This window comes from Endozoicomonas sp. ALB091 (genome assembly GCF_049310265.1).
Taxonomy (GTDB): Bacteria; Pseudomonadota; Gammaproteobacteria; order Pseudomonadales; family Endozoicomonadaceae; genus Endozoicomonas.
The window spans coordinates 65978-88387 of the sequence record NZ_JBLYNQ010000003.1 but is presented as its reverse complement, the minus strand read 5'-3'; the positions used below and the strand labels follow the sequence as shown (position 1 = coordinate 88387).

Here is a 22410-nt window from a genome sequence, read left to right as displayed (position 1 = left end):
GTGTGGCTAATTGCAAGGAACTCGCTGGATGACTGACTTTTTGAAAAATGGATTTCTATTTATCAGTCTTATTTACTCTGTGCATGCTTTCGCAAACCCTGCTGATAAAAATTCAACGATAGCTCATGGACTGAGCTTTCATAACTCGCTGCAATATCCAGAAAATTTTACCCACTTTGGCTATGCCAACCCCGATGCTCCCAAAGGCGGCACTCTGAGAAAAGGCGTTGTCGGCAGTTTTGATACGTTTAATACGTTTGCCCCAAAAGGCATCTGGGCGGATGGCAGCTACTTTCTTTATGACCCGTTAATGGTCAAGGCCGGTGATGAACCCTATTCAGTCTATGGCCTGATCGCCCGGCAAATTGAGTATCCCGATGATTTTCGATGGGTCATATACCATCTGAATCCCCATGCGCGGTTTCATGATGGACACGCGATTACCTCAGAAGATGTTGTCTATACCTTTCAATCACTGAAGAAACGAGGCCCACCTCACTACAGGCATCTTTATGGAATCATTGAGAATGTCGAGTCACTATCGCCTACGTCCGTTCGTTTCAGTTTTTCTGAGCCACCAGCCAAAAGTCTGATTCTTCGACTTTCGCAACTCAGGGTGCTGCCAGCGCACTACTGGCAGCAGCCAGAGCGTGATCTCTTCAAGGCGACACTGAAGCCCCCACTGTCCAGTGGACCTTTCCGGGTAAAAGAGTTCAGCCCCGGACGCTTTGTTACCTATGAACGTGTTACGGATTATTGGGCAGCTGACCTGGCCGTCAACAAAGGTCGACATAATTTTGATCTTATCAGAACCGACTACTACCGGGATGATGGCATTGCCCTTGAGGCCTTTAAAAAAGGAGAGTACGACCTCCGTATTGATGCCAATCCCCGAAGCTGGTCACAGGCGTATAAACCAACGCAGACAGGCAAAGCAAAATTCATTCAGGAAAAAATAAACAACAAAAGTCTGGGCATGCGAGCGTTTGTATTCAATCTGAGAAAACCGGTTTTTGCCAGCCGAACAGTCAGAAAAGCCATTTCCCAGGCGCTGGATTTCAACTGGATGAATCAACACCTGTTTTTTGGTATGTATTATCAGGCCTACAGTCTTTTCTCTAATTCAGACCTTGCCGCGGATGGGCCTCCTTCTGAAAAAGAAAAGGCGTTACTGGCTCCCTGGCAGGATGAGCTTCCTGATAAGCTGTTTACCGCCCGCTGGGAGCCGGTTCACACAGACGGTTCAGGCAACTGGCGAAACAACAAGACACTGGCCTTCCAATGGTTGAAAGAGGCAGGTTATCGCTACGACAACAAAACTCTTGTTGATCCCCATGGTCAACCACTGAAGTTTGAAATTCTGTTAACTGACCCTGAACATGAACGCTTTGTGATTCCATTCGTCCGCAATCTCAGTGAACTGGGTATTGCCGCCAGCATCAATACCGTAGATGCCTCGCGGTACATCAATCGGATCCGCACGTTTGATTTTGATATGATCATTCACGGCTTTTACCCTGGCATTACCCCCGGTACCGAATTGAAAAATTTCTGGGGCAGCGCCAGCGCAGACAGTGACGCGGGACAAAACCTTTCCGGCATTAAACTCGACTCGCTGGACCGTATGATTGATAACGCCATCATGGCAACAACCCGTGAAGAGCTGACTCTTTACACCCGGGCCATTGACCGGATTGTACTCTGGCACTATGCAGTCATTCCTCAATGGTACCTCCCCTATTGGCCGATGGTTTACTGGCCGGGACTGCAACACCCTGAGCTTGCCCCGCCTTTTGACAATGGCTTAAGCACCTGGTGGCGGGAATATTGATATAAGTCCAGCCTGACGGGTACTTAACAACCATCCATGGTTCAGTCTATATTAGAACGATTACTTATATACAAGACTGCACAGAGATTTTTCAACACTAACGGTTGCTTATGATGGTCATGAATTCTGGTTATCTTACACTTGCAGCGCTGACCCTTGGGGTAACTCTCTCTTATTCCGGCGGGTCATCAGCCACTGCCTCTGGAAATACCACCGGGTCAGAGCACGAGGTCATCGCTAAAACGTCACTGGTGCTGCACGGTGAAGCGAAATATGGCAGCAAACCCTTTACGCACTTTGATTATGTCAATCCGGAGGCCCCCAAAGGCGGCAGTATTCGTATGGCTGCCAGTGGTACCTTTGACAGCCTCAATCCATACACCAACAAAGGAACCCCGGTTAGCGGTATCGCGCTTATTTATGACACATTGATGACCCAGAGCCGTGATGAGCCTTTCTCCCTCTATCCACTCATCGCCGAGTCCGCAGAAAAAGCCCCTGATAACAGCAGCATTACCTTTAACCTGAACCCCGACGCCCGTTTCCATGATGGTCAGCGGATCACTGCTGACGATGTAAAATACACCTTTGAACTGCTGACCCGTCTGGGACACCCTTTCTACCGCAGTTACTATTCCGATGTGGACACCGTCACCGTGCTTGCTGATCGTCGGGTGAAATTCACATTCAAACATAGCAATAACCCTGAACTGCCTTTTATTCTGTCAGAGCTGCCTGTGCTCCCTAAACATCACTGGGAACTGGATGAAAATGATTTTTCCTCTGCCTCACTGCAAATCCCCCTTGGCAGTGGCCCCTATCAGGTTAAAAGTGTTGATGGCGGCCGGAGCATTGCCTATCAGCGGGTCAAGGATTACTGGGCCAAAGACTTACCCGTTAACAGGGGCCGATATAATTTTGATGAGGTCAGTTACGACTACTACCGGGACGAACATGTCGCCCTGCAGGCACTGAAAGCGGGCGAATATGACCTGCGCTATGAAAATATTGCCAAAAACTGGGCCACTGCCTACGACGTGCCCCCGGTTCACAACGGCGAACTGATTCTGGCCACCATCCCTACCCGAAACCCTGCGCCTATCCAGGGCTTTGCCTTCAACCTGCGACGGGACTTCCTGCAGGATCCCCTGGTCCGAAAAGCCATGGGCTATGCCATGGATTTCGAATGGCTGAATCGTAACCTTTTCCATGACAGCTACCTTCGTTCGACGAGCTATTTTGGCAATTCAGGCATGGAAGCCACCGGCATTCCTGAGGGGGATGAACTGAAACTCCTTGAGCCCTGGCGCAAGCAGTTACCGGCAGAACTCTTTACCACACCCTATAGCGTTCCGGTGACTAATGGTTCCGGCAATATCCGGCCGCAACTGAAAAAAGCACTGCGGCTATTGAAAAAAGCAGGGTGGACCCTTGAGAACAACAAGCTGGTCAATAACAATGGCCAACCCCTGGAGGTTGAGTTACTGCTCGGACAACCCTCTCTTGAGCGGGTAGCGCTGCCTTTCAAGAAAAATCTGGAACAAATGGGTATTGAACTGAAGATCCGAACCGTTGATATCTCCCAATACATCAACCGTATTCGTGACTTTGACTATGACATGATCGTTGCCGGCTATGGCCAATCGGCCTCTCCGGGTAATGAGCAGACGGGGTTCTGGGGCAGTAAAGCGGCAGACACCAAAGGCAGCCGTAACTACATGGGAATCAAAGATCCGGTAGTGGATGCCATGATTGACCATGTGATTGATGCCACCAGCAGAGAGGAGCTTACCACTGCAGTAAAAGCGCTGGACCGGGTGCTGTTGTGGGGTGAGTACCTGATTCCCCAGTGGTACTACCCTTATGACCGAATCGCCCATTCCAGCCGATTAATCAGGCCAGAATCAGAACCTTTGTACAGTACCGACATTTATACCTGGTGGATCGACAATCAACCGGATGCAACAACCCATTCATCCCGGAACACTGGCGATGCCAGCGAACCCGCCGGTAACGCTGAAAACGACCGTTCATGGTTATACTCAGCACTGATATTGCTGGGCCTTATTCCTGTCTGGATTTATCGCCGCAGAAAAAACCGTTAACAGGAACCCTCCATGAGCAGCTATATTTTGCGCCGACTTGCCCTGATGATCCCGACCCTGTTCGGAATCATGCTGGTGAACTTTGTTATCATTCAGGCCGCCCCCGGCGGCCCGGTGGAACAGATGATTGCCAAACTTGAGGGTTTTGAAGTCAACGCCATCAGCCGAATCGGAGGCTCCGGTAATGCCGAAGTCCAACAGATGAGTCTGGATGAGAGCAGTGAATATCGCGGTCGCAGAGGTCTTGACCCGGAACTGATCAAGGATATCGAGCAACTGTACGGCTTTGATAAGCCAGCCCATGAGCGGTTTGTGCAGATGATCAAAAACTACCTGACCTTTGATTTTGGCGACTCGTTTTTCCGCGATGCCAAAGTAGTGGACCTGATTAAGGAGAAACTGCCGGTCTCGATTTCACTGGGCCTGTGGAGCACCCTGATCATCTACCTGATCTCCATTCCGCTGGGTATTCGCAAGGCATTGAAACACGGCAGCCGGTTCGATATCTGGTCAAGCGCTGTGATCACCACGGGTTATGCGATTCCGAGCTTTCTTCTGGCCATTCTGTTAATCGTGCTGTTTGCCGGTGGCAGTTACTGGAACGTTTTCCCACTGCGAGGGCTGGTATCAGACAACTTCGAGGAATTAAGTTTTATGGGTCAGATACGGGACTATATCTGGCACATGATACTGCCCATTATCTGTATGGTCATCAGTGGTTTTGCCACACTGACCATGCTGACCAAGAATTCATTCCTGGATGAAATCCATAAACAGTATGTGCAAACCGCAAGGGCCAAAGGACTGGATGACCGTAAAGTCCTGTACGGCCATATCTTCCGTAATGCCATGTTGCTGGTGATTTCCGGCTTCCCTGCGGCATTAATTGGCATCCTGTTTACCAGCTCCTTGCTGATTGAAATCATTTTTTCTCTGGATGGGCTCGGACTGCTTGGCTATGAAGCGGCCATCAACCGGGATTATCCCGTGGTGTTTGGCTCTCTTTATATCTTCACCCTGCTGGGTATGCTGATCAAACTCCTCGGCGATCTCACCTATGTCGTCGTGGACCCCCGTATTGATTTCGAAGCCAGGGACTGACGTGGAATGACAAGGTTCAAACTTAATCCGCTCAACCAGCGCCGCTGGCAGAATTTCAAGCAGAATCGCCGGGGCTATATTTCGCTCTGGCTATTCAGCATTCTCTTCGTCATAACCCTGCTGGCAGAGGTGGTGGCTAACGATAAGCCGCTGCTGCTCTGGTACGATGGCAGCCCCTATTTCCCGACCCTGGTTACCTATCCGGAAACCACCTTTGGCGGAGAGTTTGAACTGGAAATGGACTACCGACAGGAATTTGCCCAAGAACTGGTCGAGCCCAAAGGATGGATGCTCTGGCCGCCCATTCGCTACAGTTACGACACCATAAATTACGCCCGTATTGCCCCCGCCCACCCTTCCCTTGACAACTGGCTGGGCACCGATGACCAGGGGCGTGATGTGCTGGCCCGGGTGATTTACGGCTTCCGCATTTCGGTACTTTTCGGTTTGGCACTGACCTTTTTCAGTACCATCATCGGTGTTGCGGTTGGCGCTCTGCAGGGCTTTTACGGCGGCAAAATCGATTTATTCGGACAGCGTTTTATTGAAATCTGGTCGGGCATGCCCAATCTCTACCTGTTGATCATCCTTGCCAGTTTTGTCGAGCCGGGGTTCTGGTGGCTGCTGGGTATTATGCTGTTATTCCAGTGGATGGCACTGGTGGATGTGGTGCGTGCCGAGTTTCTCCGGGGCAGAAACCTGGAGTATGTTCGGGCCGCCAGGGCCCTGGGGATGACCAATGGGCGTCTGATGTTCCGCCATATTTTACCCAATGCCATGATCGCCACGGTCACGTTTATGCCCTTTATTCTGACCGGAGCCATTACCACCCTGACCTCCCTTGATTTCCTGGGTTTCGGCCTGCCGGCTGGCTCCCCTTCCCTTGGTGAGTTGATTGCTCAGGGCAAAAACAACCTTCAGGCACCCTGGCTGGGAATTACCGCATTTCTGGTCATGTCCATTATGCTCACGTTACTGGTGTTTATCGGTGAAGCGTGCCGGGATGCGTTGGACCCGAGAAAATACTATTAAAGAGAACCGAACATTTATGGATAAGCCATTATTGGCCATTAACAATCTCCGGATTGGTTTTCAACAGGGTGAGCACCGTGTTGAAGCCGTTAAAGGTGTGTCGTTCTCTGTCAATGCCGGAGAAACCGTTGGCCTGGTTGGAGAGTCCGGATCCGGCAAGTCCATCACTGCCCTGAGCATCCTGCAACTGCTTCCCGAAAACGCCCATTGCTCTGGTGCAATAGCGTTTGCCGATGAGGCCCTGCTGGATTTGTCCAAATCACAAATGCGCAAAATTCGTGGCCATAAGATCAGTATGATCTTTCAGGAGCCGATGACAGCGCTCAATCCACTGCATACCATCGAAAAGCAGATAGGCGAAGTACTGGCTATACACCTTGGCCTGCAAAACTCAGAAGCAACGGCTAAGACACTGGAACTGCTGGAACTGGTGGGTATCCGTGATGCCAGGAACCGTTTAAAGGCCTATCCCCATGAGCTGTCCGGTGGACAGCGACAACGGGCCATGATTGCCATGGCCCTCGCCTGTGAACCAACACTCCTGATTGCCGATGAACCAACCACCGCCCTGGATGTAACCGTGCAACGACAAATTCTCAGTCTGCTGGCGGACCTTCAGCAGAAACTGGGTATGGCCATTCTGTTTATCAGTCACGACCTTAATCTGATACGCCATGTGTCGGATCGAATCTGCGTGATGAAAAACGGTGACATTGTTGAGCAGGGCGTCACCGAATCCGTGTTCACAGCGCCCCAACACCCCTACACCATCGACCTGCTCAATGCCGAACCTGACGGAGAACCTGAACCACTGAACGAACACCCCACGCCGCTGGTCACTGGTGAAAAGATCAAAGTCTGGTTCCCGATCAAAAAAGGCTTTTTCAAAAAAACCGTAGGCCATGTTAAGGCAGTCACTGATTTATCGCTCACCATTCACCAGGGCGAAACCCTGGGTATTGTTGGTGAGTCCGGTTCCGGTAAAACAACCCTGGGCATGGCCCTGTTGAAACTGCAGACGTCAGAGGGCCTGATCAGGTTTGAAGATACCCGTATCGACACGATGAACCAGGACCAGTTCCGGCCACTGCGACGGGAAATGCAGATCGTGTTTCAGGATCCCTTTGGCAGTCTCAGCCCACGCATGACGGTTGCTGATATTGTTGGTGAAGGCCTTGATATTCATAAACTGGCCACTGAAGCCAATCGTGATGAACAGATCATCGCTGCCTTGGAGGATGTGGGCCTTGACCCGGAGTATCGTCACCGTTACCCACATGAGTTTTCCGGCGGCCAGCGCCAGCGTATCTCCATTGCCAGGGCTCTGGTGCTGAAACCCAGACTGATGGTGCTGGACGAGCCAACGTCTGCGCTGGACAGAACCGTTCAATCCCAGATCATCGATTTACTGCGCAACCTGCAGAAAAAATACCACCTCAGTTACATTTTTATCAGCCACGACCTGGCGGTGGTGAAAGCCATGAGTCATCGAATTGTCGTGATGCAGGGGGGAAAGATTGTCGAACAGGGAACTACCCGACAGATTTTTAACCAGCCTGTAGAAGCCTATACACGAGAGTTAATCAGTGCTGCTTTTGAATCACAGAAAAGCGCTCAGGAGGCTGACTGAGAATAGACTTCCCTGTTTATTGGCCGAATTTTAGGCGGACCCCCTTAAGAGTACTCTTCATAGTTCCCGGTCCCCATAGGGAACCAAAACCAGATACAGATGTCAGCAGATACAATACCAGATGTCAGAAATTGAAACAGTGAGTTTTTTTATATGGGTGTTACAGACGGCGTTGACTGTTTAATCTGTCACGATTCAGCACAATGCAGCCCCTTCAAACTAACGTGTAGACATACTTTTGGCAGATCGTGCATGCAGAGATGGATGGCAAGTTCTGGCCAGAGAAACTGCCTGATATGTACAAGACAATTAACTGATGATGAAGTAGAACAGATAAACTATATCCCGTTGTATGACCGAGTGGTAAATATTTCGATAAAAGCTATCCCAATCTTTGGCAGAACTGCTTCAATGTATCTCGGTAGTTTGTACGCAGGCTTTGCCGCTGGCGTGGTTCTTAACGGGTCCTTGAATCCTGCCTCATTGATTGCAATTGCTGCAAATACTGCCGTGTTTATTCCTGTGGCTGCTATCGGGGCTCTCGGGGCTGCTGCTGATGCCCCCATAGGTTTTGTTACTGCTGCCGGGGCTGCTGCCGGGGCTTGTGGTGGGGTTGCGTTTAATCATACTGCAGCTGCTTGTGGCGTGCTCAATCTTTCTGATACTGCGGTTTGTCTCGGGGGGGCTGCCATGGGAGCTGCCCTGGCTCATTTGGCGTATGAGGAAAGAGAGTGACCAGATAAAGATGTCAGCATTTGAGGATGAAACTGTGAGGCTTTCATATGGATGCTGTTGACGATGTTGCATGTTTAATATGTTATGATTCTGAAAAATGCAGCCCCTTCAAACTAACATGCGGACATGCCTTTGGTAGATCATGCATGCAGGGATGGATTGAAAGTTCTGGCCAAAAGAACTGTCTGTTATGTACAAAACAATTAACTGATGATGAAGTAAAACGGATAAAATGTATCCCATTGTATGACCGGGCAGTAAATATTTTGATAAAAGCTATCCCAATCTTTGGCAAAACTGCTCTGTATTATTTCAGCATCTCCGGTATCGGCACTGCCCTTAACGTAATTCGTGATGGTTTTTTTAAACCGTCCCAGGTTGTTGCCACTGCTGCGGCGGTTGCTACGTTTTTTCCCACTGCTACTATCGGGACTCTTGCAGCTGTTGCTGGTGTTCCCCTACGTTATGCCACAGCCGCCGGGGCTGCTGCCGGGGCTTGTACGGTGGCTATGGTTGATCAAGCTCGAGCTGCCGCCGCTCCTTATCCTTATCACGCAATGTTTCCTTCTGCTGCTGCGGTTTGTATCTGGGGGGCTGCCCTAGGATGTGTCGCAACTGGTATAGCATATTGCGCAAAAAAGTGAGCACATTTCCGCAAAGCTTAAAGCACTTTCAGATTAAACCTTTAGCGGTTAAAGTTGTTATTAAAAGACCTTGGTTGTCTTTTGGCTGAATCTCGCTGACCAGATTCCTTCTGTCGAGCGTCATTTACTCTTAATGGCCGCCCGGCTACTTCTTTGCCATCCATAGTTCTGGCGGCTTCAGCTTCCGTTTCTTTTTCAAAGGTGATGAATGCAAAGCCCCTTGAGCGCCCAGTCTCCCGATCCCTCATCAGTTTGATATCTTCAATGACACCAAATGATTCGAAAGCCTGTTCAAGGTCTTCTTCAACGGCGGTATACGCCAGGTTACCAATGTATAAAGTCCTTTTTTGCATGGAAAACTCTGGTTTTTCTCTAGGTTGAACGCAAGTCCTTGCGTAGAAAAGCAGTATCAACATCAAGATCAACAAAATGTAACAATCATCAGATTGTCATATCACACTGTTGTTGTCCACTTGCTTATCGGCAGATTCATGTTGATCATTAACGGATTCAGGAATTATAGACATTTCACTAAAATGAACTTATGAACAGAACAGCAGTCTGCTTTTTTATATTCTCATGAATTAATGAAATATAATTATGGACAGAAGCTCTGCTGGTATCAGTGGTAGATACGCAAGACCAGATAATGATTACAGACAACCGGATGACCATGCCGCTTCTTTAAGGCGTGGTCGGTATAGACATGCCACGGTCAGCCAGAGGGATAGTACCCCGCGCACTAAACCGTGGCGTCATAAATATTACCGTTCTTCTGCCGTATGCCCTTCTCAACACCTGCAGTGCCGTTCAGTAGACCCTGTTCAAGATTTCAATGACCTCATCAAACAGGAAAGAATGGCTGGTCTGTTGAGTAAATCGAATCGTTTCGGTCACCGCTATGATGGGAGAAATCACGGTCAATATGCCAGTTCAATAAAAAAATACACGTTAGCTGCTAAAAGACCGTTAAATCGAGCGGAACAAAGCCAGCTGATACGTTTGCTGCAAAATTTTATCGCAACCCGGAGTTGGAATTGGCGAAGCCTGACAACAACGCTTCATTCATTCACTTCAGCCGGTGTTTTTACCCTTCATAACCCCATGGATGAACGTATTAAACTTACTCAAGCCAACATATTGTCAACGCTATTTGATGCAATAAAATTTAACTGCAATCTGCAACCTGAATCCGGGGATATTGATACCCAGGAAATCGCCAACCTGCTGTGGGCCATGGCAAAACTGGTGGACAATGGGCAGGGACGAACACCAGGGCTCAAAGAGGCCGCGGCTGCGCTATTGCCCCACGTGAAAGCACAGACAGCTCAATTTAAACCACAGGAAATCGCCAACCTGCTATGGGCCATGGCGAAACTGGGGGACAACGGCCTGGAGTGGGTACCAGGGCTGAAAGAGGCCGTAACCGCGCTGTTGCCTCAGGTGAGCGAACAGAAAGACCAATTTATTCCTCAGCATATCGCCAACCTGTTGTGGGCCATGGCAAAACTGGTGGACAACGGGCTGGAGCAATCACCACGACTCAAAAAGTCCGTAGCCAAGCTGTTGCCACAGGTGAACGCACAGAAAGACCAATTTATTCCTCAGAACATCGCCAACCTGCTGTGGGCCATGGCGAAACTGGTGGACAACGGGCTGGAGCAATCATCAGGCCTCATAGAGGCCGTGGACGTTCTGTTGCCCCACGTGAACGCACAGAAAGCCAACTTTAAAACCCAGGAAATCGCCATACTACTGTGGGTCATGGCGAAACTGATGGACAACGGACCGGAGCGGAAACCAGAGCTCAACCAGGCCGTGGCCGTGCTGTTGCCTTTCGTGAACACACAGAAAGACCAATTTACTCCTAACCAGGTCGCCTGTCTGCTCTGGGCCATGGTGAAACTGCTGGACTATGGGCTGGAGCAGTCGCCAAGGCTCAGAGAAACCTTAGCCGCGCTGTTGCCCTGCGTGAACGCACAGAAAGACCAATTCAATGCCCATGGTATCAGCAACCTGCTGTGGGCCATGGCGAAACTCGTTGACAACGGCCACGAGCAGACACCAGAACTCAAAAAGACGGTGGCCGCACTTTTGCCCTGCGTAAACGCTCAGAAAGACCAACTTAATGCCCAGGGTATCAGCAACCTGCTGTGGGCCTTGGCAAAATTAGTGGATAACGGCCTGGAACAGACACCAGGGCTCAACGCGGCCTTGGCCAGGCTGTTGCCCCACGTGAACACACATAAAGCTCACTTTAAAACACAGGGGATCACCAACCTGCTGTGGGCCATGGCGAAACTGTTGGACAACGGGCTGGAGCTGACACCAGTGTTCAACGAGGCCCTGGCCGCGCTGTTGCCACACGTGAACGCACAGAAAGATCAATTTAATGCCCAGGGTATAGCCAACCTGTTGTGGGCCATGGCGAAACTGGTCGGCAGTGGGCAAGAGCGGACACCAGAACTCAACGAGGCCGTGGCCGTGCTGTTGCCCCATGTGAACACACAGAAAGACCAATTTATTCCTCAGCATATTGCCAACCTGCTGTGGTCCATGGCGAAACTGTTGGACAACGGGCAGGAGCGGACACCAGAGCTCAATGAGGCCGTGGCCGTGCTGTTGCCCCATGTGAACGCACAGAAAGACCAATTTACAGCTCAGCATATCGCCAACCTGCTGTGGGCAATGGCCAAACTTTTGGACAACAGGCAGGAGCAGACACCAGAGTTCAACGAAGCCGTGGCCGCGCTGTTGACCTGCGTGATCGCACAAAAGGCTAACCTTCACCCACTGGGTATTGCCAACCTGCTGTGGGCCATGGCAAAACTGGTGGACAACAAACAGGAGCCGAGATCAGTGCTCACAGAGGCCGTGGTCACGCTGATACCCTATGTAAACCAACAGAAAGATCAATTTATTCCCATGCATATTGCCAACCTGCTGTGGGCCATGGCAAAACTGGGTGAGCTTATCGAGCTGAACGTGTTTACCTCTACGTTTGAATCTCTTGTCCAGAGAATCAGTAACAACCCGACGCTCTCTCAGCAAGGGATATTGATATCTCTCTGGGGAGTAATGGTGTCCTGTGCCAGATTATCTTTGGTGGCCAGTGTCAATAAACAAGATGTGCTTGAAAAACATCTGGCTGTCCTGTTTTCTCGTCTGGAAAATACATCCCCGGATGATGAAGAGGATCAAACCATCATTTCCATGGCCGCCAAGTGGCTCGGGAAACCCTGCCCGTTCGTCCTCGATTACCAGACAACCAGGTCAAGACCTCAAGCCGAGTTCCGCGATAAACTCAAATCATCCATTCCCTCTTTGAAGATTGAAGAAGAAAAGTGTCTGAACTCATTACCTCCGGTTGATCTCTTACTGCCAGATCACAACATGGTTATCGAAATTCAGGGACCGGCTCATTACGTAAGTGGTGATTTCAAAACCAGGAATGGTTCGACTCTGCTGAAAATTGCGCTGCTGCAAAAAGCAGGATTTGAGGTTATTGAAATCCCGGTTAACGAGCTTTTGGACAAAAGGTTAATAAAACGACGTATTGAACAAATAAAGTCCAGAATACACATCCCGGTACACGGGCATGACGCTGTATCACTTAAAAGAGGGTGGACAGATAACGCATACGTTGCTGCCGATAAAGATTGGCACCCCTCAGATTACTGCTACTTAACCGCCGAAGAAAATTCACAAGAGCAAAGAGACCACCCAGAAAGTAAAAAGAAAAAACAACCAGTATACCAATTCAATTAAAAAATACACGTCAGCGTCTAAAAGACCGTTAAATCGAACTGAACAAAGCCAGCTGATATGTCTGCTGAAAAATTTTACCGCAACACGGCGTTGGAGTTGGCGAAGCCTGACGACAACATTTCATTCATTGACTTCAGCAGGTGTTTTTACCCCTCATAAACCCATGGATGACCTGTTTCATCGCCTGCAAAATACATCTCCGGATAATGAAGAGGATCAATCCGTCATTGCCATGGCCGCCAGATGGCTTGGGAGACCTTGCCCGTTCGTCCTCCATTACCAGACAACCAGGTCAAAACCTCAAGCCGGGTTCCGGAATCAACTCCAATCACCCATTCCCTCTTTGAAGATTGAAGAAGGAAAGTGTCTGAATTCATTACCTCCGGTTGACCTGTTACTGCCAGATCACAACATGGTGATTGAAATTCAGGGACCGTCTCATTACGTGAGTGGTGATTACAAAACCAGGAATGGATCGACTCTGCTGAAAAAAGCAGGATTAGAGGTCATTGAAATCCCAGTCGGTACGTGGCCCGTAACCGTGACAAATCTTCATAAAAATCACGTAACCATCTTGTTTTTATTAGGAAAAATATCAAATTCTAACGGTCGTACCTTTTTCTTCAGGTCCAGCCGGTAATCCCCCAGAAGATTAATATGATGGTCACGGTACGGTGAGAGGTGGCTCAGCATTTCATCCGTGATTTCATGCCCTTCTTTTCGTAACTCAGTCAATGTGCGACTCAGAGTTTCGACTGTGTGAAGTATGACCATATTGGCAGTCAGGTGATTGTACTTGATAATTTTGTCCTGTTGGCTCCGGTCATTCTCCCTTATGACGCCTTTGTTGCCAAAGAACAGCAAGGCAGAGAAGTCATTGAACTTTTCGCTTTTGTTGGTTGCGGCGTTAATCATTCTCCGCATTCCCGTGTCCTGAATGTATTCCAGAAGGAAAAGTGTTCTTACTGCCCGACCCAGTTCTCTGAACCCATAATACACAGAGTTTTTTCGGCTTTTGCTGTTGAGCCGCTTGATGATGGTCGATGCTGAGATCTTCCCGGCTTTGATGGACATGGCAATTCGCAGCATATCCTCCCAGCAAGCCTCGATCCGTTCCCATTTCAGAGTTTCCCGGAACAAAGGACCAATATTATCAATCTTTAGCCCAGTTTCAGGGCGATAAAATATCAGCCTTTTTATGTTTTTGATGCGAGGCATCAGCTTTATACCCAGCAGATGTGCCAAACCAAATACTGCAAGGCTTTGCCCATGGGTATCGGCATGTAATGTGTCTGGTTGTATATCTGACTGGTTCTCCAAAAGGGCATCCAGTATATAAATCGCTTCATAGACTCCACAGGGGATGAAACGGCTAAACAGAGCTATGTAGGTATCAGAGACATGGTAATAGCCGATGCCGCCGTATCCCCCATAGCGAACATGGTATTCTGATAGCAGATTATTTTCATAAAGATCCCACTTTGTACCATCCGCTGAGGCACTCTTTCCTGTTCCCCAGTAACCGGGTAAAGAAAATTTGTTGTAGGCATTAATCACCTCTTTAATACATTGGCTCAGGCCTTCTTCTGAGCTGTATTTCAGGTTCATGCGGGCAATCTGTTTGCGGCTGACTCCTTTGACGGATCGTGATAATTGGGCCGATCCCAGGTTGCAGCCATAGCAGAGTAGAGCCAGTACAAAGCGTTCCTCAAGGTTGTCGATGCGGCTTTGCTGCCCTGATAGCGGTCGCCAGTGCCTACTTAAATTGAGCCACAGCTTTGTTTCGGTCAGTAAATCAAGAATATTGATTGACGGTGTTCGTTCTTGAATCAGAGTCTCAAGAACTTCCAGTTCAGCGGGTTTCTCTTCGGCACGAATAGGAGAGATGACCAGTTCGCCATCCTTTATCTTTGCCTGAGTATTACTTGGAAAAGCCATATCCGTCTTTTGACATACAGCTTTCAGGCGCTGCCTCAAATCCTGACAGAAGGCAACTTTATCAGCAGGGAAACCGACCATATCGCAGTAGTCAGCCTCGCCGTCCCGATACTCCTCATCGCTGATTAGCTGCAGACGCCGGTCACTGAATTCGGTACTGTTTTCAATAAAGAGATCAGCACATTGCAGTCCCTCAGCAACCAGAGTCAGAAGGCATAACTCAAGATAAAGCCGATGAACCTTTACGATTTGTTTTGTCTTTTTATCAGTGCCGGTCACCAGCTTCCACCACTTTCTGGCTGGTATCCAGTCCCAACTGATTTGAGTATCACTCACATCCAGCCAGGTTTTGCGTGACTTCTGGTGCTTTTTGATAAAATGCCATGCCTGTATCAGCCGATAGTCATTACAGGCCGTCCTCAAAGTGAATAACGACATTGCGGTAAGCAGACTGGACCGATGGTATCTGTAGGAAGGAATGGTGAAAGGCAGGTAATTGCCATCAGAGTATTCCAGCAGTTCATTGCAAGCTTTGATGACTTCCTGAGGTTTGTTTTTCAGGGCCTGGCCAATGGATTCAAGAGTAGGGTCTGAGCTTGTGCTTTCCTGCTGGTAAGCCTGACTGACCGACTTTAGCTGGGCAATGAGTTTTTCCTGTTGCTTCGTCTTGCCTTTCTGCCACTCCTGCAGTTTGGTCTGTGCCCTGTTATGAATACTCCGAAGCAATTTCAAAAAAATACTGGCAATGTCGTCGAGTACCTGAGCGTGTCGATAGCGCAATAACAAAGCAAGAAGTAGAGCCTGTTTCTCCGATTTTATACTTTCCATTTCGGATCGATCCTGGGCACACGCTTCAAGTTCCAGTGCCCGGCATTTTTCAGGTGTCATTTCCGGCAGGTTCGGAAGATTTTTACGAATATTTTGGTACCATTGCAACTGGTTGAGGTGCACGGAAGCATTGTTGCGACTCACTTTTTTGTTGATGGGCTTCAGTCGATCCCATGGTTCCTGCTCCAACAATTCGGATAGCTGCTTTTTACTTTCCGTTGAAAGCTTCTGCCAATAGCTTGAGTAAAGGTTACTGTTGAACTCGTGTCGGGCACTGACTGCCATTTTGTTTAAGGTTGAAAACCCTGGGAGTTCACATCGGTCTTTTAACAGAAGCTCAATGACTTCATTAATCATATCCTGTTGATAGTGGCGCGTTTCAGCCGATACTGCCATAGCTTGTTCTGCCAGATCTGTATCAAATGGCCTTACGCCCAAATGCTGCCTTATCTGCTCGATGTAAAACGACCGACGAGAGCTGTGGGCGTCGCGTCGGACGGATTCAACGGTAGATCGATGCCGCAATTTCTTACCGTAATATTGTATAAAACCGGCAGGTATATCTTTGAAGGCAACGTGATAGCCCAGGTGCTGGAACATTTTAAGATGGATCAACAATACATGTCGGTGCAGAGGCTTGGTAACGACCTGCTTAACCCATTTCAGTTCGTCCGGAGCGGGTTCCCAAATAGATCCCTCCAAGTCTTTGAAGGTCGTTCTCGAACGCAACCGGGGATAGGCGGTTTCATGAACTGCAACCATTGATACTTCGTCTTATTATTAATGCTCGGACTGAACATGTTCCCTTCAGTCAGTCAACTTTTCCAGCCATGGGGACTCCCCTGTAGCGCAGGTAGGAGTAAAGTGTTGACTTGCAAATGCCCAGATGGGAAGCAATTTCATCAACGGTTAATTGACCTTCTTTATATAAGGTCTCAGCAGCGCAGGCGATTTTCTGTGCCCGCTCGGGTAGCCCCTTAGGCCGCCCCCCTCTGCGACCGCGCAGCCTTGCAGACTCCAGGCCTATGCGGGTACGCTCCCTGATGATCTCTCGTTCAAATTCAGCCAGTGCCGCAAAGAGATTAAAGCTTAACCTTCCCTGTGGCGTTGAAGTATCCACGGGGTCATTGAGGCTAATCAGGCCGATTTTTTGCTCAATCAATTCGCTGGCCAGAGATACAAGATGTTGAAGTGATCGTCCCAAGCGATCCAGTTTGCAAATGACCAGCATGTCACCAGGTCGGATTGCTTTCATAAGATCTTCAAGACCAGGTCTGTCTGATTTTGCTCCACTGGCCACATCCTGAAAAATTTTCTGGCAACCAGCTTTTCTCAGCGCATCAATTTGTGAGTTCAGATTCTGATCTGAAGTACTAACACGAGCGTACCCAATTTTCATGTTTTCGGTCAAAGTCGTCTGCTGTTCTCAACACTACAGAAGAAAAGTAGACGATAAAAAGTTAGACGGCAAAAATGCACGATTTGGCGGGAGGTACAGAGGTTGGTCGAACCTCCGTACCGCAGTCTGAAAAAACGACCGTTAAAATGAACTAACCCATAAAGGAGATTCAAATGGTGCTTTATGGGGGTTTGCGCCCCCCTTTTAATTAGCAATTTGCAGGCCAAAACCCGATACTCCAGAATGAGTGTTCATTGTTACCAGAATACGCACGAGGTAGACCACCAATAGGCGGACGGCCGCTCCCTTCAGCGTAAAAAGCAGTGTAGCTGTTCAAAGAGTTTCTATTTCACAGGGAAGAGATGAATCCCGTTGGGAGTTTTTAGGATTTCAAGCTCCTCTGCTTGCTCAGCTAACTGCCGCTTGATTTCGGTAGCTAATGCAGACTCTCGTTCACTGACTGTCTTTTTGCGGTTGGCAGCGGTACGCCATGTATAAAGTTGAGATTCTTTCAGGCCAAGCTCTTTTGCAGCAAAGGGCGCACCTGTTTTCTCAGCCAGTTTCAATGCTTCAGCTTTGAATTCAGGAAAATGAAATTTTCTTTTTTTCTTGGTATTCATTGGTCACCTCACAGAGTGATTTTAGTCTCTTATGAAGGTGTCCATAACTACTGCTTAACATCACTATTGAGTCAACATGCATAAGTGGTCAGCGGGAATTTCAGGTGAACCATTTAAACTGATGTCCCAACAGTGCAACAGAGCACAATATCACGCCTCCCCATTGCATCCCTACGGGTAACTCGCCAAGAATAGGGATAGCCAATATTGCCGTCACCACCGGCACGAATGCCATAAACAGACTGCTTGTCATCGGCCCAAGCACTTTTATCGCATATGAAAAAAGCAGTAGCCCTCCCAAACTGACAACAACACCCTGATAAAGCATTTGAAACCCAATTTCGCCAATGCTCGCGTGAATTAATTGCGAGGGCATGAATACCCATAGCGGAATAAACAGTAGCGTGTTCGACCAAGGTACCCACACAATAATATCACTCAACGCCACTTTCCAGACTTTTACCGCCAACATATAAATTGCTAAAACCCATGCTGCACTAAACAGCAAAACAACACCACCTGCATAAAACTCAGTTTCATGTGTGTTGTACCACAGTAGAGCGTTTGCAATCGCCAGCAAGACAACTGTAACAGCCATAGCCAGCGAGGGCTTTTCTTTCAGTAATATCCAACAAAGAATGCCGCTTACAATAGGCAAAGAACCGTTAACGATCACACCTGCATAAGCTGCGGGATTCAATGCTAAGCCATAGAAGCTTAGTAAGGTATAAGGAAATCCACACCCCAAGCCCACTATTAGCACGCGGTACATTTTTACGCGTTTCCATGGGTACCTGATCGCCAGTGGCAGCGTGCACAGCGCAGCTGTTCCAAACCGCAACAGCGTCATATCGGAGGCTGTCAGCGTTGATTGCAAACCTAATCTGGAAAACACAATCCACCCCGACCAGATAAGCATTACCGCCAAACCACTTAACACTGCTAACACAGTGGTTGACGCCGCCAACCTATTCCCAAAGATCTGCGAGAGACTCATAGCTTCGATTCCGGATAGTCTGCATTAGGCCAATAGGAAAAGATTTCGTCACGTTGCTGCTCGGCGGTAAATCTTTCCCACATAATGCCATTGCAGTCGTGTGATTCTGTCAGGTTTGGCGCGTTGGGATCCTCAAAACCAAGGTGCCGTAACTGCCCCGCTATCTCAGGCTTTTCATTGATAGAGAAATTCAATTGTGCAGTCCGCCACAAGGCGTACCTTCCCGGAACAACACATACTGGCTCTACGCCTAAACGATGAGTATATTCAGCAATGGATGCATTAAGCTCGGTGACTGCCAACGCGATATGAATAGGTTTCATGCTTACTCCTTAAGACTAATAAAAACGACGAAGTCTCAGCCGACTTGTAAAGCCCGCCAACATCATTCAACGGTAATCTAGGCTGTCGCCTGACCGATGTGGCGGGGAATGCCTTTGGTATCAAACTTTTCAAGCAACTGATCCAGATATCGCTGTGAGCTGTTCATCCGAATAAGCGCGCCAAGCGCTATTTCTCTACCTAACCGCGGGTCACGGTCGATAAGTGGGGCAATAACTTTATTAAGCCAAGCTTTCGCGTGGACGGTGTCAATGCCGATATGTAACTCGTGATAGACAATACCGACTTCCGGCAAACCGTTCCGCTTCCAAGCTTTAACGACGTGCTTGAATCGACGCGGAGCAAGGTACTCTGTCACCCCAAAATAACCAATTGCTTTATAGTAGTGCCGCCGAGACAGCGCTAAGCAAGCCGATAAATTACCCGAGATTCGGGCACCTGGCAGAATATGCTCACGAACATAACTCGGTGTGATAGATAAATCGTTCAAGGCTTGCGCGAACAAGCGACTGTGGACTTCGTGAAGGTTACCATTACCCATCTCATCCCAGTAGTTTTGAGCAATTTCTAGCTTTACATCCACCTGATTTCCAATTTGCATCAACGCAAGAATGTCATCAAATCGGGGGTCTAGCGTCGTCTCTTGAGCAAAATAGTAGGCAAGCTCATCCGGTCCGGCATGGTTAGAAAGGTACTCATTGTATACTGAGTGAACACTAGAGGGATGCTGACTGATCAAACGTTGCAACCACTTTACGTATTCAGCACCGTTTTTTGGGTACGCGTTGATCAGCTCTAAATCTATCAGCGTATGCTCTGCCGAGAGCATTGCGGCTTCAAGTTGCGCTGCCAAATCACGAATTAGCGGCTGTGTATCGGTGTTCAGGTTTTCGTAGCTAGGAACGACAAAGTCTTGGTTATATATCAGCTCAAGCGTTCGGTGAATCTCGGTCAACGCTGCCTGTTTCGATTCAGCGTCGTCTGGGTTTTGAAGTTTTTGTGCAATATCACACAGTTGTTTACCATACGCATAAAGTTGATGGCGGAAGCCAAAATTGGCATGCAAGCTCTGCCATACTTGCTCAGGCTGCTTTAGCAGTTCTGCTAACCATTCATCCAGTGGGCATTTAGCCAATTGGGAGATCATGTATTCGGTCTGCGTGTACATTCTCAATTAATTCCAATTTAATTAGAGGGTTAAACAAGCTCTGTGAGTGTTTTTATAGATTGCTGTACTAAGGCTGAAAGCTGATTTTCTCTCTCAACCACTTGATTCAATATGGTGAGCAATTGCTTGTCCGAGACAGCAACACTGACATCACGGCTTTTACATTGCATCTTGAACATTCGCCAAGCTTTTACACAGATAGACAGTGCTTCGAACACCTCTTGGGAATCAGGCAACACCCGTTGCCATGGCATTGGATCATATTCCCAACTTTCCAAAATTGCCGTGTAAGCAGTTTCTATCATTAAGGCCGTTGTGTAAGAATTATGTACTTGGGCATAAGTGCGCGGCATGCCTGCTTCAAGATCGTCTGAAAACTGTGAAAAATACGTATCAAATGCATCCGCATTCGCTTTTCGATGTGTGGCCCAATGAGTAATGGCGTTTACCACTCTCGTTTGATGGTTGGATAACAGCGTCATTGCCGACGTAATACTGTCATCCGGCAGGTAATAAAATGTGTCCTCTTTCTCATAGACATGGAACAGGTTTGAACGGATACTTTCAATAAACCAGTCACGGCGAAAAGCCATGACCAAAGTTTTAATACCCAAGTTATCAATGCCGTAATAATATTCGTCGTCCCAATCGATCACTGTTACTTTGTGACCATTAGTACGGTGTTCCTTGAGGTAAAACTCATCAAAATGCTCGTGATAGTAGCTATCAACACGGCAGATACAGTATCCCTGCTCTTCTACCGTAGATCGAATTTGTTGTTCCAAATCCCCAGTGATCGGAACGAGTTGCTTAGAAAGACCCATCTGATCAAACAGCACCTCATCCCGCTTGTGCTCCGAGTCCAGAGCATTGCGACAACTTAAACCACGCCATTGAGATTCAATGAAAGGCAATGCAGTCAGAGTCAACCACGGATAGTACAGTTCTTTAGGTAATATCTGAGCCAGAGAAACGACGTGACAATCATAGTAAACGCTGTTCAACGTTTGCCAAGATTTCCCTGTGATGCGGCTTTTATGCTGTGTGATTTCTTTCGTGGCGATCATACCGTTACTTCCACTGTAAATGTAATTGTGCAGGTGAGCGGAACGCCACACCTTCGATGGCTGGTGAGTAGCCCGATGCAAATGTAAGTTGGCGCGCATCGGCCAGAACTGCCTGAAGCACCTCGATGACTTCGCGGGTAGCCAGAAGACGACCCATGCACTGATGTTTCCCGCCGCCAAAACTGAAATGTCTTTTCACATTGGCTCGTAGCGGATTGAACTCGTTTGGATTATCAAATCGACTTTCATCCCGGTTAGCCGCAGCAAAGTTGATATTCAGCAGGGCTCCTTGTTCAAGTTCTACACCGAGCACAGAAACCGATTTTTTGCAGATTCTTACACTGGAGTGGATCGGTGGCTCAAAACGCATTACTTCCTCTACAAAAGCGGGCAGTAGAGCATGTTGTTCACGCAATCGCGCTTGCCATTCGGGATTTTGGGTAAGTAAGTACAGTGCGTTACCAATCAGCCGATTCGTCGTATCTATTGCAGCGGGAATCAATAGCCCAATCTGGCGAATAATTTCATCGTCACTAATCGAGGCACCATCTCGCTGGGCCTGAATCAAACCGCCGATAACACTGTTATCGGGTTCAGAGCGCTGCTGATCACATAATGTAATGACCATTTTTTTCAAAATTGTCATTGACGCTTTAGCAGCAACAAGGGTTTCGCGGTTTGCTACGTCTAAGTATCGAATTATCGGTAAAGTGAGCTCGAAAAACTCTCGGTAATCTTGTACAGGAATACCGATGATTTGCGACATCACTTTGGTGGGAATGTGGTTAGCAAATTCTCCAATAAAATCTCCGCCATTTTTCGCCCGAAGGGGAGCCAACTGCTCCTGAATAACGGGTCTAACAATATTTTCAACATAGTCATCATAACGAGCGGGAACAAAACTGCCATTGATGATAGAACGTAATCGCGTATGCTCCTCACCATCAACATCCATGACCGTGCGCCCAAACAGGATGCGGGATGCTCGGAATGGTGTATCCACGATGAAATCACGCTTAACCATGACATGGTGTAATGCGTCAGCGCTCAATACAAAGTACTGTCTGTGCCGCGGGGACCAGAAAACCGGGTGTTCTTTGCGAGCTGCGGCATAGTATGGATACGGGTTGCACTGAAAATCCTGATCTTGGAAATCTGGCAGATCGAATAACTCAATGTCTTTTTTATTGTTGTTATACATCATG

At 48.3% G+C, this 22410-nt stretch carries 16 protein-coding genes and 2 pseudogenes; 9 read left to right on the top strand and 9 right to left on the bottom strand.

Annotated elements, in window-relative coordinates; translation table 11 throughout:
* Window positions 1–28 precede the first annotated feature (28 nt).
* The 7 genes from ACO6UX_RS03330 (at window position 29) to ACO6UX_RS03300 (ending at window position 9078) form a co-directional block, all read left to right on the top strand.
* Window positions 29–1831 carry an extracellular solute-binding protein gene (locus tag ACO6UX_RS03330; RefSeq protein WP_422444860.1) on the top strand — a complete coding sequence of 601 codons (1803 nt, stop codon included), beginning with the start codon at window positions 29–31 and terminating at the stop codon, window positions 1829–1831.
* A gap of 119 nt (window positions 1832–1950) precedes the next feature.
* Complete coding sequence (locus ACO6UX_RS03325) at window positions 1951–3936, top strand: extracellular solute-binding protein (RefSeq protein ID WP_422444858.1); 1986 nt, start codon at window positions 1951–1953, stop codon at window positions 3934–3936.
* A 12-nt stretch (window positions 3937–3948) separates the two neighbouring features.
* Window positions 3949–5037 (top strand): microcin C ABC transporter permease YejB, encoded by a 1089-nt coding sequence (locus ACO6UX_RS03320; RefSeq protein ID WP_422444856.1) that lies wholly within the window; start codon window positions 3949–3951, stop codon window positions 5035–5037.
* A gap of 6 nt (window positions 5038–5043) precedes the next feature.
* A complete protein-coding gene (locus ACO6UX_RS03315; RefSeq protein WP_101745792.1) occupies window positions 5044–6069 on the top strand; it encodes an ABC transporter permease in 1026 nt (341 codons plus the stop codon).
* Between the two features lie 16 nt (window positions 6070–6085).
* Window positions 6086–7699 carry an ABC transporter ATP-binding protein gene (locus ACO6UX_RS03310; RefSeq protein WP_422444853.1) on the top strand — a complete coding sequence of 538 codons (1614 nt, stop codon included), beginning with the start codon at window positions 6086–6088 and terminating at the stop codon, window positions 7697–7699.
* A gap of 411 nt (window positions 7700–8110) precedes the next feature.
* Window positions 8111–8434, top strand: coding sequence for a hypothetical protein (locus ACO6UX_RS03305; protein ID WP_422444851.1), 324 nt, complete (start codon window positions 8111–8113; stop codon window positions 8432–8434).
* A 47-nt stretch (window positions 8435–8481) separates the two neighbouring features.
* A complete protein-coding gene (locus tag ACO6UX_RS03300) occupies window positions 8482–9078 on the top strand; it encodes an RING finger domain-containing protein (protein WP_422444849.1) in 597 nt (198 codons plus the stop codon).
* Window positions 9079–9119: 41 nt separating this feature from the next.
* Here the strand turns inward: ACO6UX_RS03300 and ACO6UX_RS03295 are convergent, their stop codons facing one another.
* Window positions 9120–9431: an RNA recognition motif domain-containing protein gene (locus ACO6UX_RS03295; RefSeq protein WP_269674327.1), complete on the bottom strand. Its 312-nt coding sequence runs from the start codon at window positions 9429–9431 to the stop codon at window positions 9120–9122.
* Between the two features lie 247 nt (window positions 9432–9678).
* Here ACO6UX_RS03295 and ACO6UX_RS03290 point away from each other — a divergent pair, with 247 nt between their 5' ends.
* Both ACO6UX_RS03290 and ACO6UX_RS03285 read left to right on the top strand, forming a co-directional pair.
* Entirely contained in the window at window positions 9679–12846 is a 3168-nt protein-coding gene (locus ACO6UX_RS03290; RefSeq protein ID WP_422444847.1) for a DUF1601 domain-containing protein, read from the top strand.
* Between the two features lie 163 nt (window positions 12847–13009).
* Window positions 13010–13486, top strand: coding sequence for a hypothetical protein (locus tag ACO6UX_RS03285; RefSeq protein WP_422444845.1), 477 nt, complete (start codon window positions 13010–13012; stop codon window positions 13484–13486).
* Here ACO6UX_RS03285 and ACO6UX_RS03280 read toward each other — a convergent pair.
* The 8 genes and pseudogenes from ACO6UX_RS03280 to ACO6UX_RS03245 form a co-directional block, all read right to left on the bottom strand.
* Complete coding sequence (locus ACO6UX_RS03280) at window positions 13408–16374, bottom strand: Tn3 family transposase (protein ID WP_422444843.1); 2967 nt, start codon at window positions 16372–16374, stop codon at window positions 13408–13410. The genes ACO6UX_RS03285 and ACO6UX_RS03280 overlap by 79 nt on opposite strands.
* 73 nt (window positions 16375–16447) lie before the next feature.
* Window positions 16448–17011: pseudogene (locus tag ACO6UX_RS03275) on the bottom strand (recombinase family protein); the annotation flags it as partial.
* A 359-nt stretch (window positions 17012–17370) separates the two neighbouring features.
* A pseudogene (locus ACO6UX_RS03270) lies at window positions 17371–17631 on the bottom strand (transposase); the annotation flags it as partial.
* Window positions 17632–17731: 100 nt separating this feature from the next.
* Window positions 17732–18628 (bottom strand): DMT family transporter, encoded by an 897-nt coding sequence (locus ACO6UX_RS03265; RefSeq protein WP_422444841.1) that lies wholly within the window; start codon window positions 18626–18628, stop codon window positions 17732–17734.
* Window positions 18625–18951, bottom strand: coding sequence for a hypothetical protein (locus ACO6UX_RS03260; RefSeq protein ID WP_422444839.1), 327 nt, complete (start codon window positions 18949–18951; stop codon window positions 18625–18627). The genes ACO6UX_RS03265 and ACO6UX_RS03260 overlap by 4 nt, the downstream gene beginning before the upstream one ends.
* A gap of 77 nt (window positions 18952–19028) precedes the next feature.
* Window positions 19029–20138, bottom strand: coding sequence for an iron-containing redox enzyme family protein (locus ACO6UX_RS03255; protein ID WP_422444837.1), 1110 nt, complete (start codon window positions 20136–20138; stop codon window positions 19029–19031).
* 29 nt (window positions 20139–20167) lie between these two features.
* Complete coding sequence (locus tag ACO6UX_RS03250; RefSeq protein ID WP_422444835.1) at window positions 20168–21205, bottom strand: hypothetical protein; 1038 nt, start codon at window positions 21203–21205, stop codon at window positions 20168–20170.
* Window positions 21206–21209: 4 nt separating this feature from the next.
* A complete protein-coding gene (locus ACO6UX_RS03245) occupies window positions 21210–22409 on the bottom strand; it encodes a cytochrome P450 (RefSeq protein WP_422444833.1) in 1200 nt (399 codons plus the stop codon).
* Window position 22410: the final 1 nt, after the last annotated feature.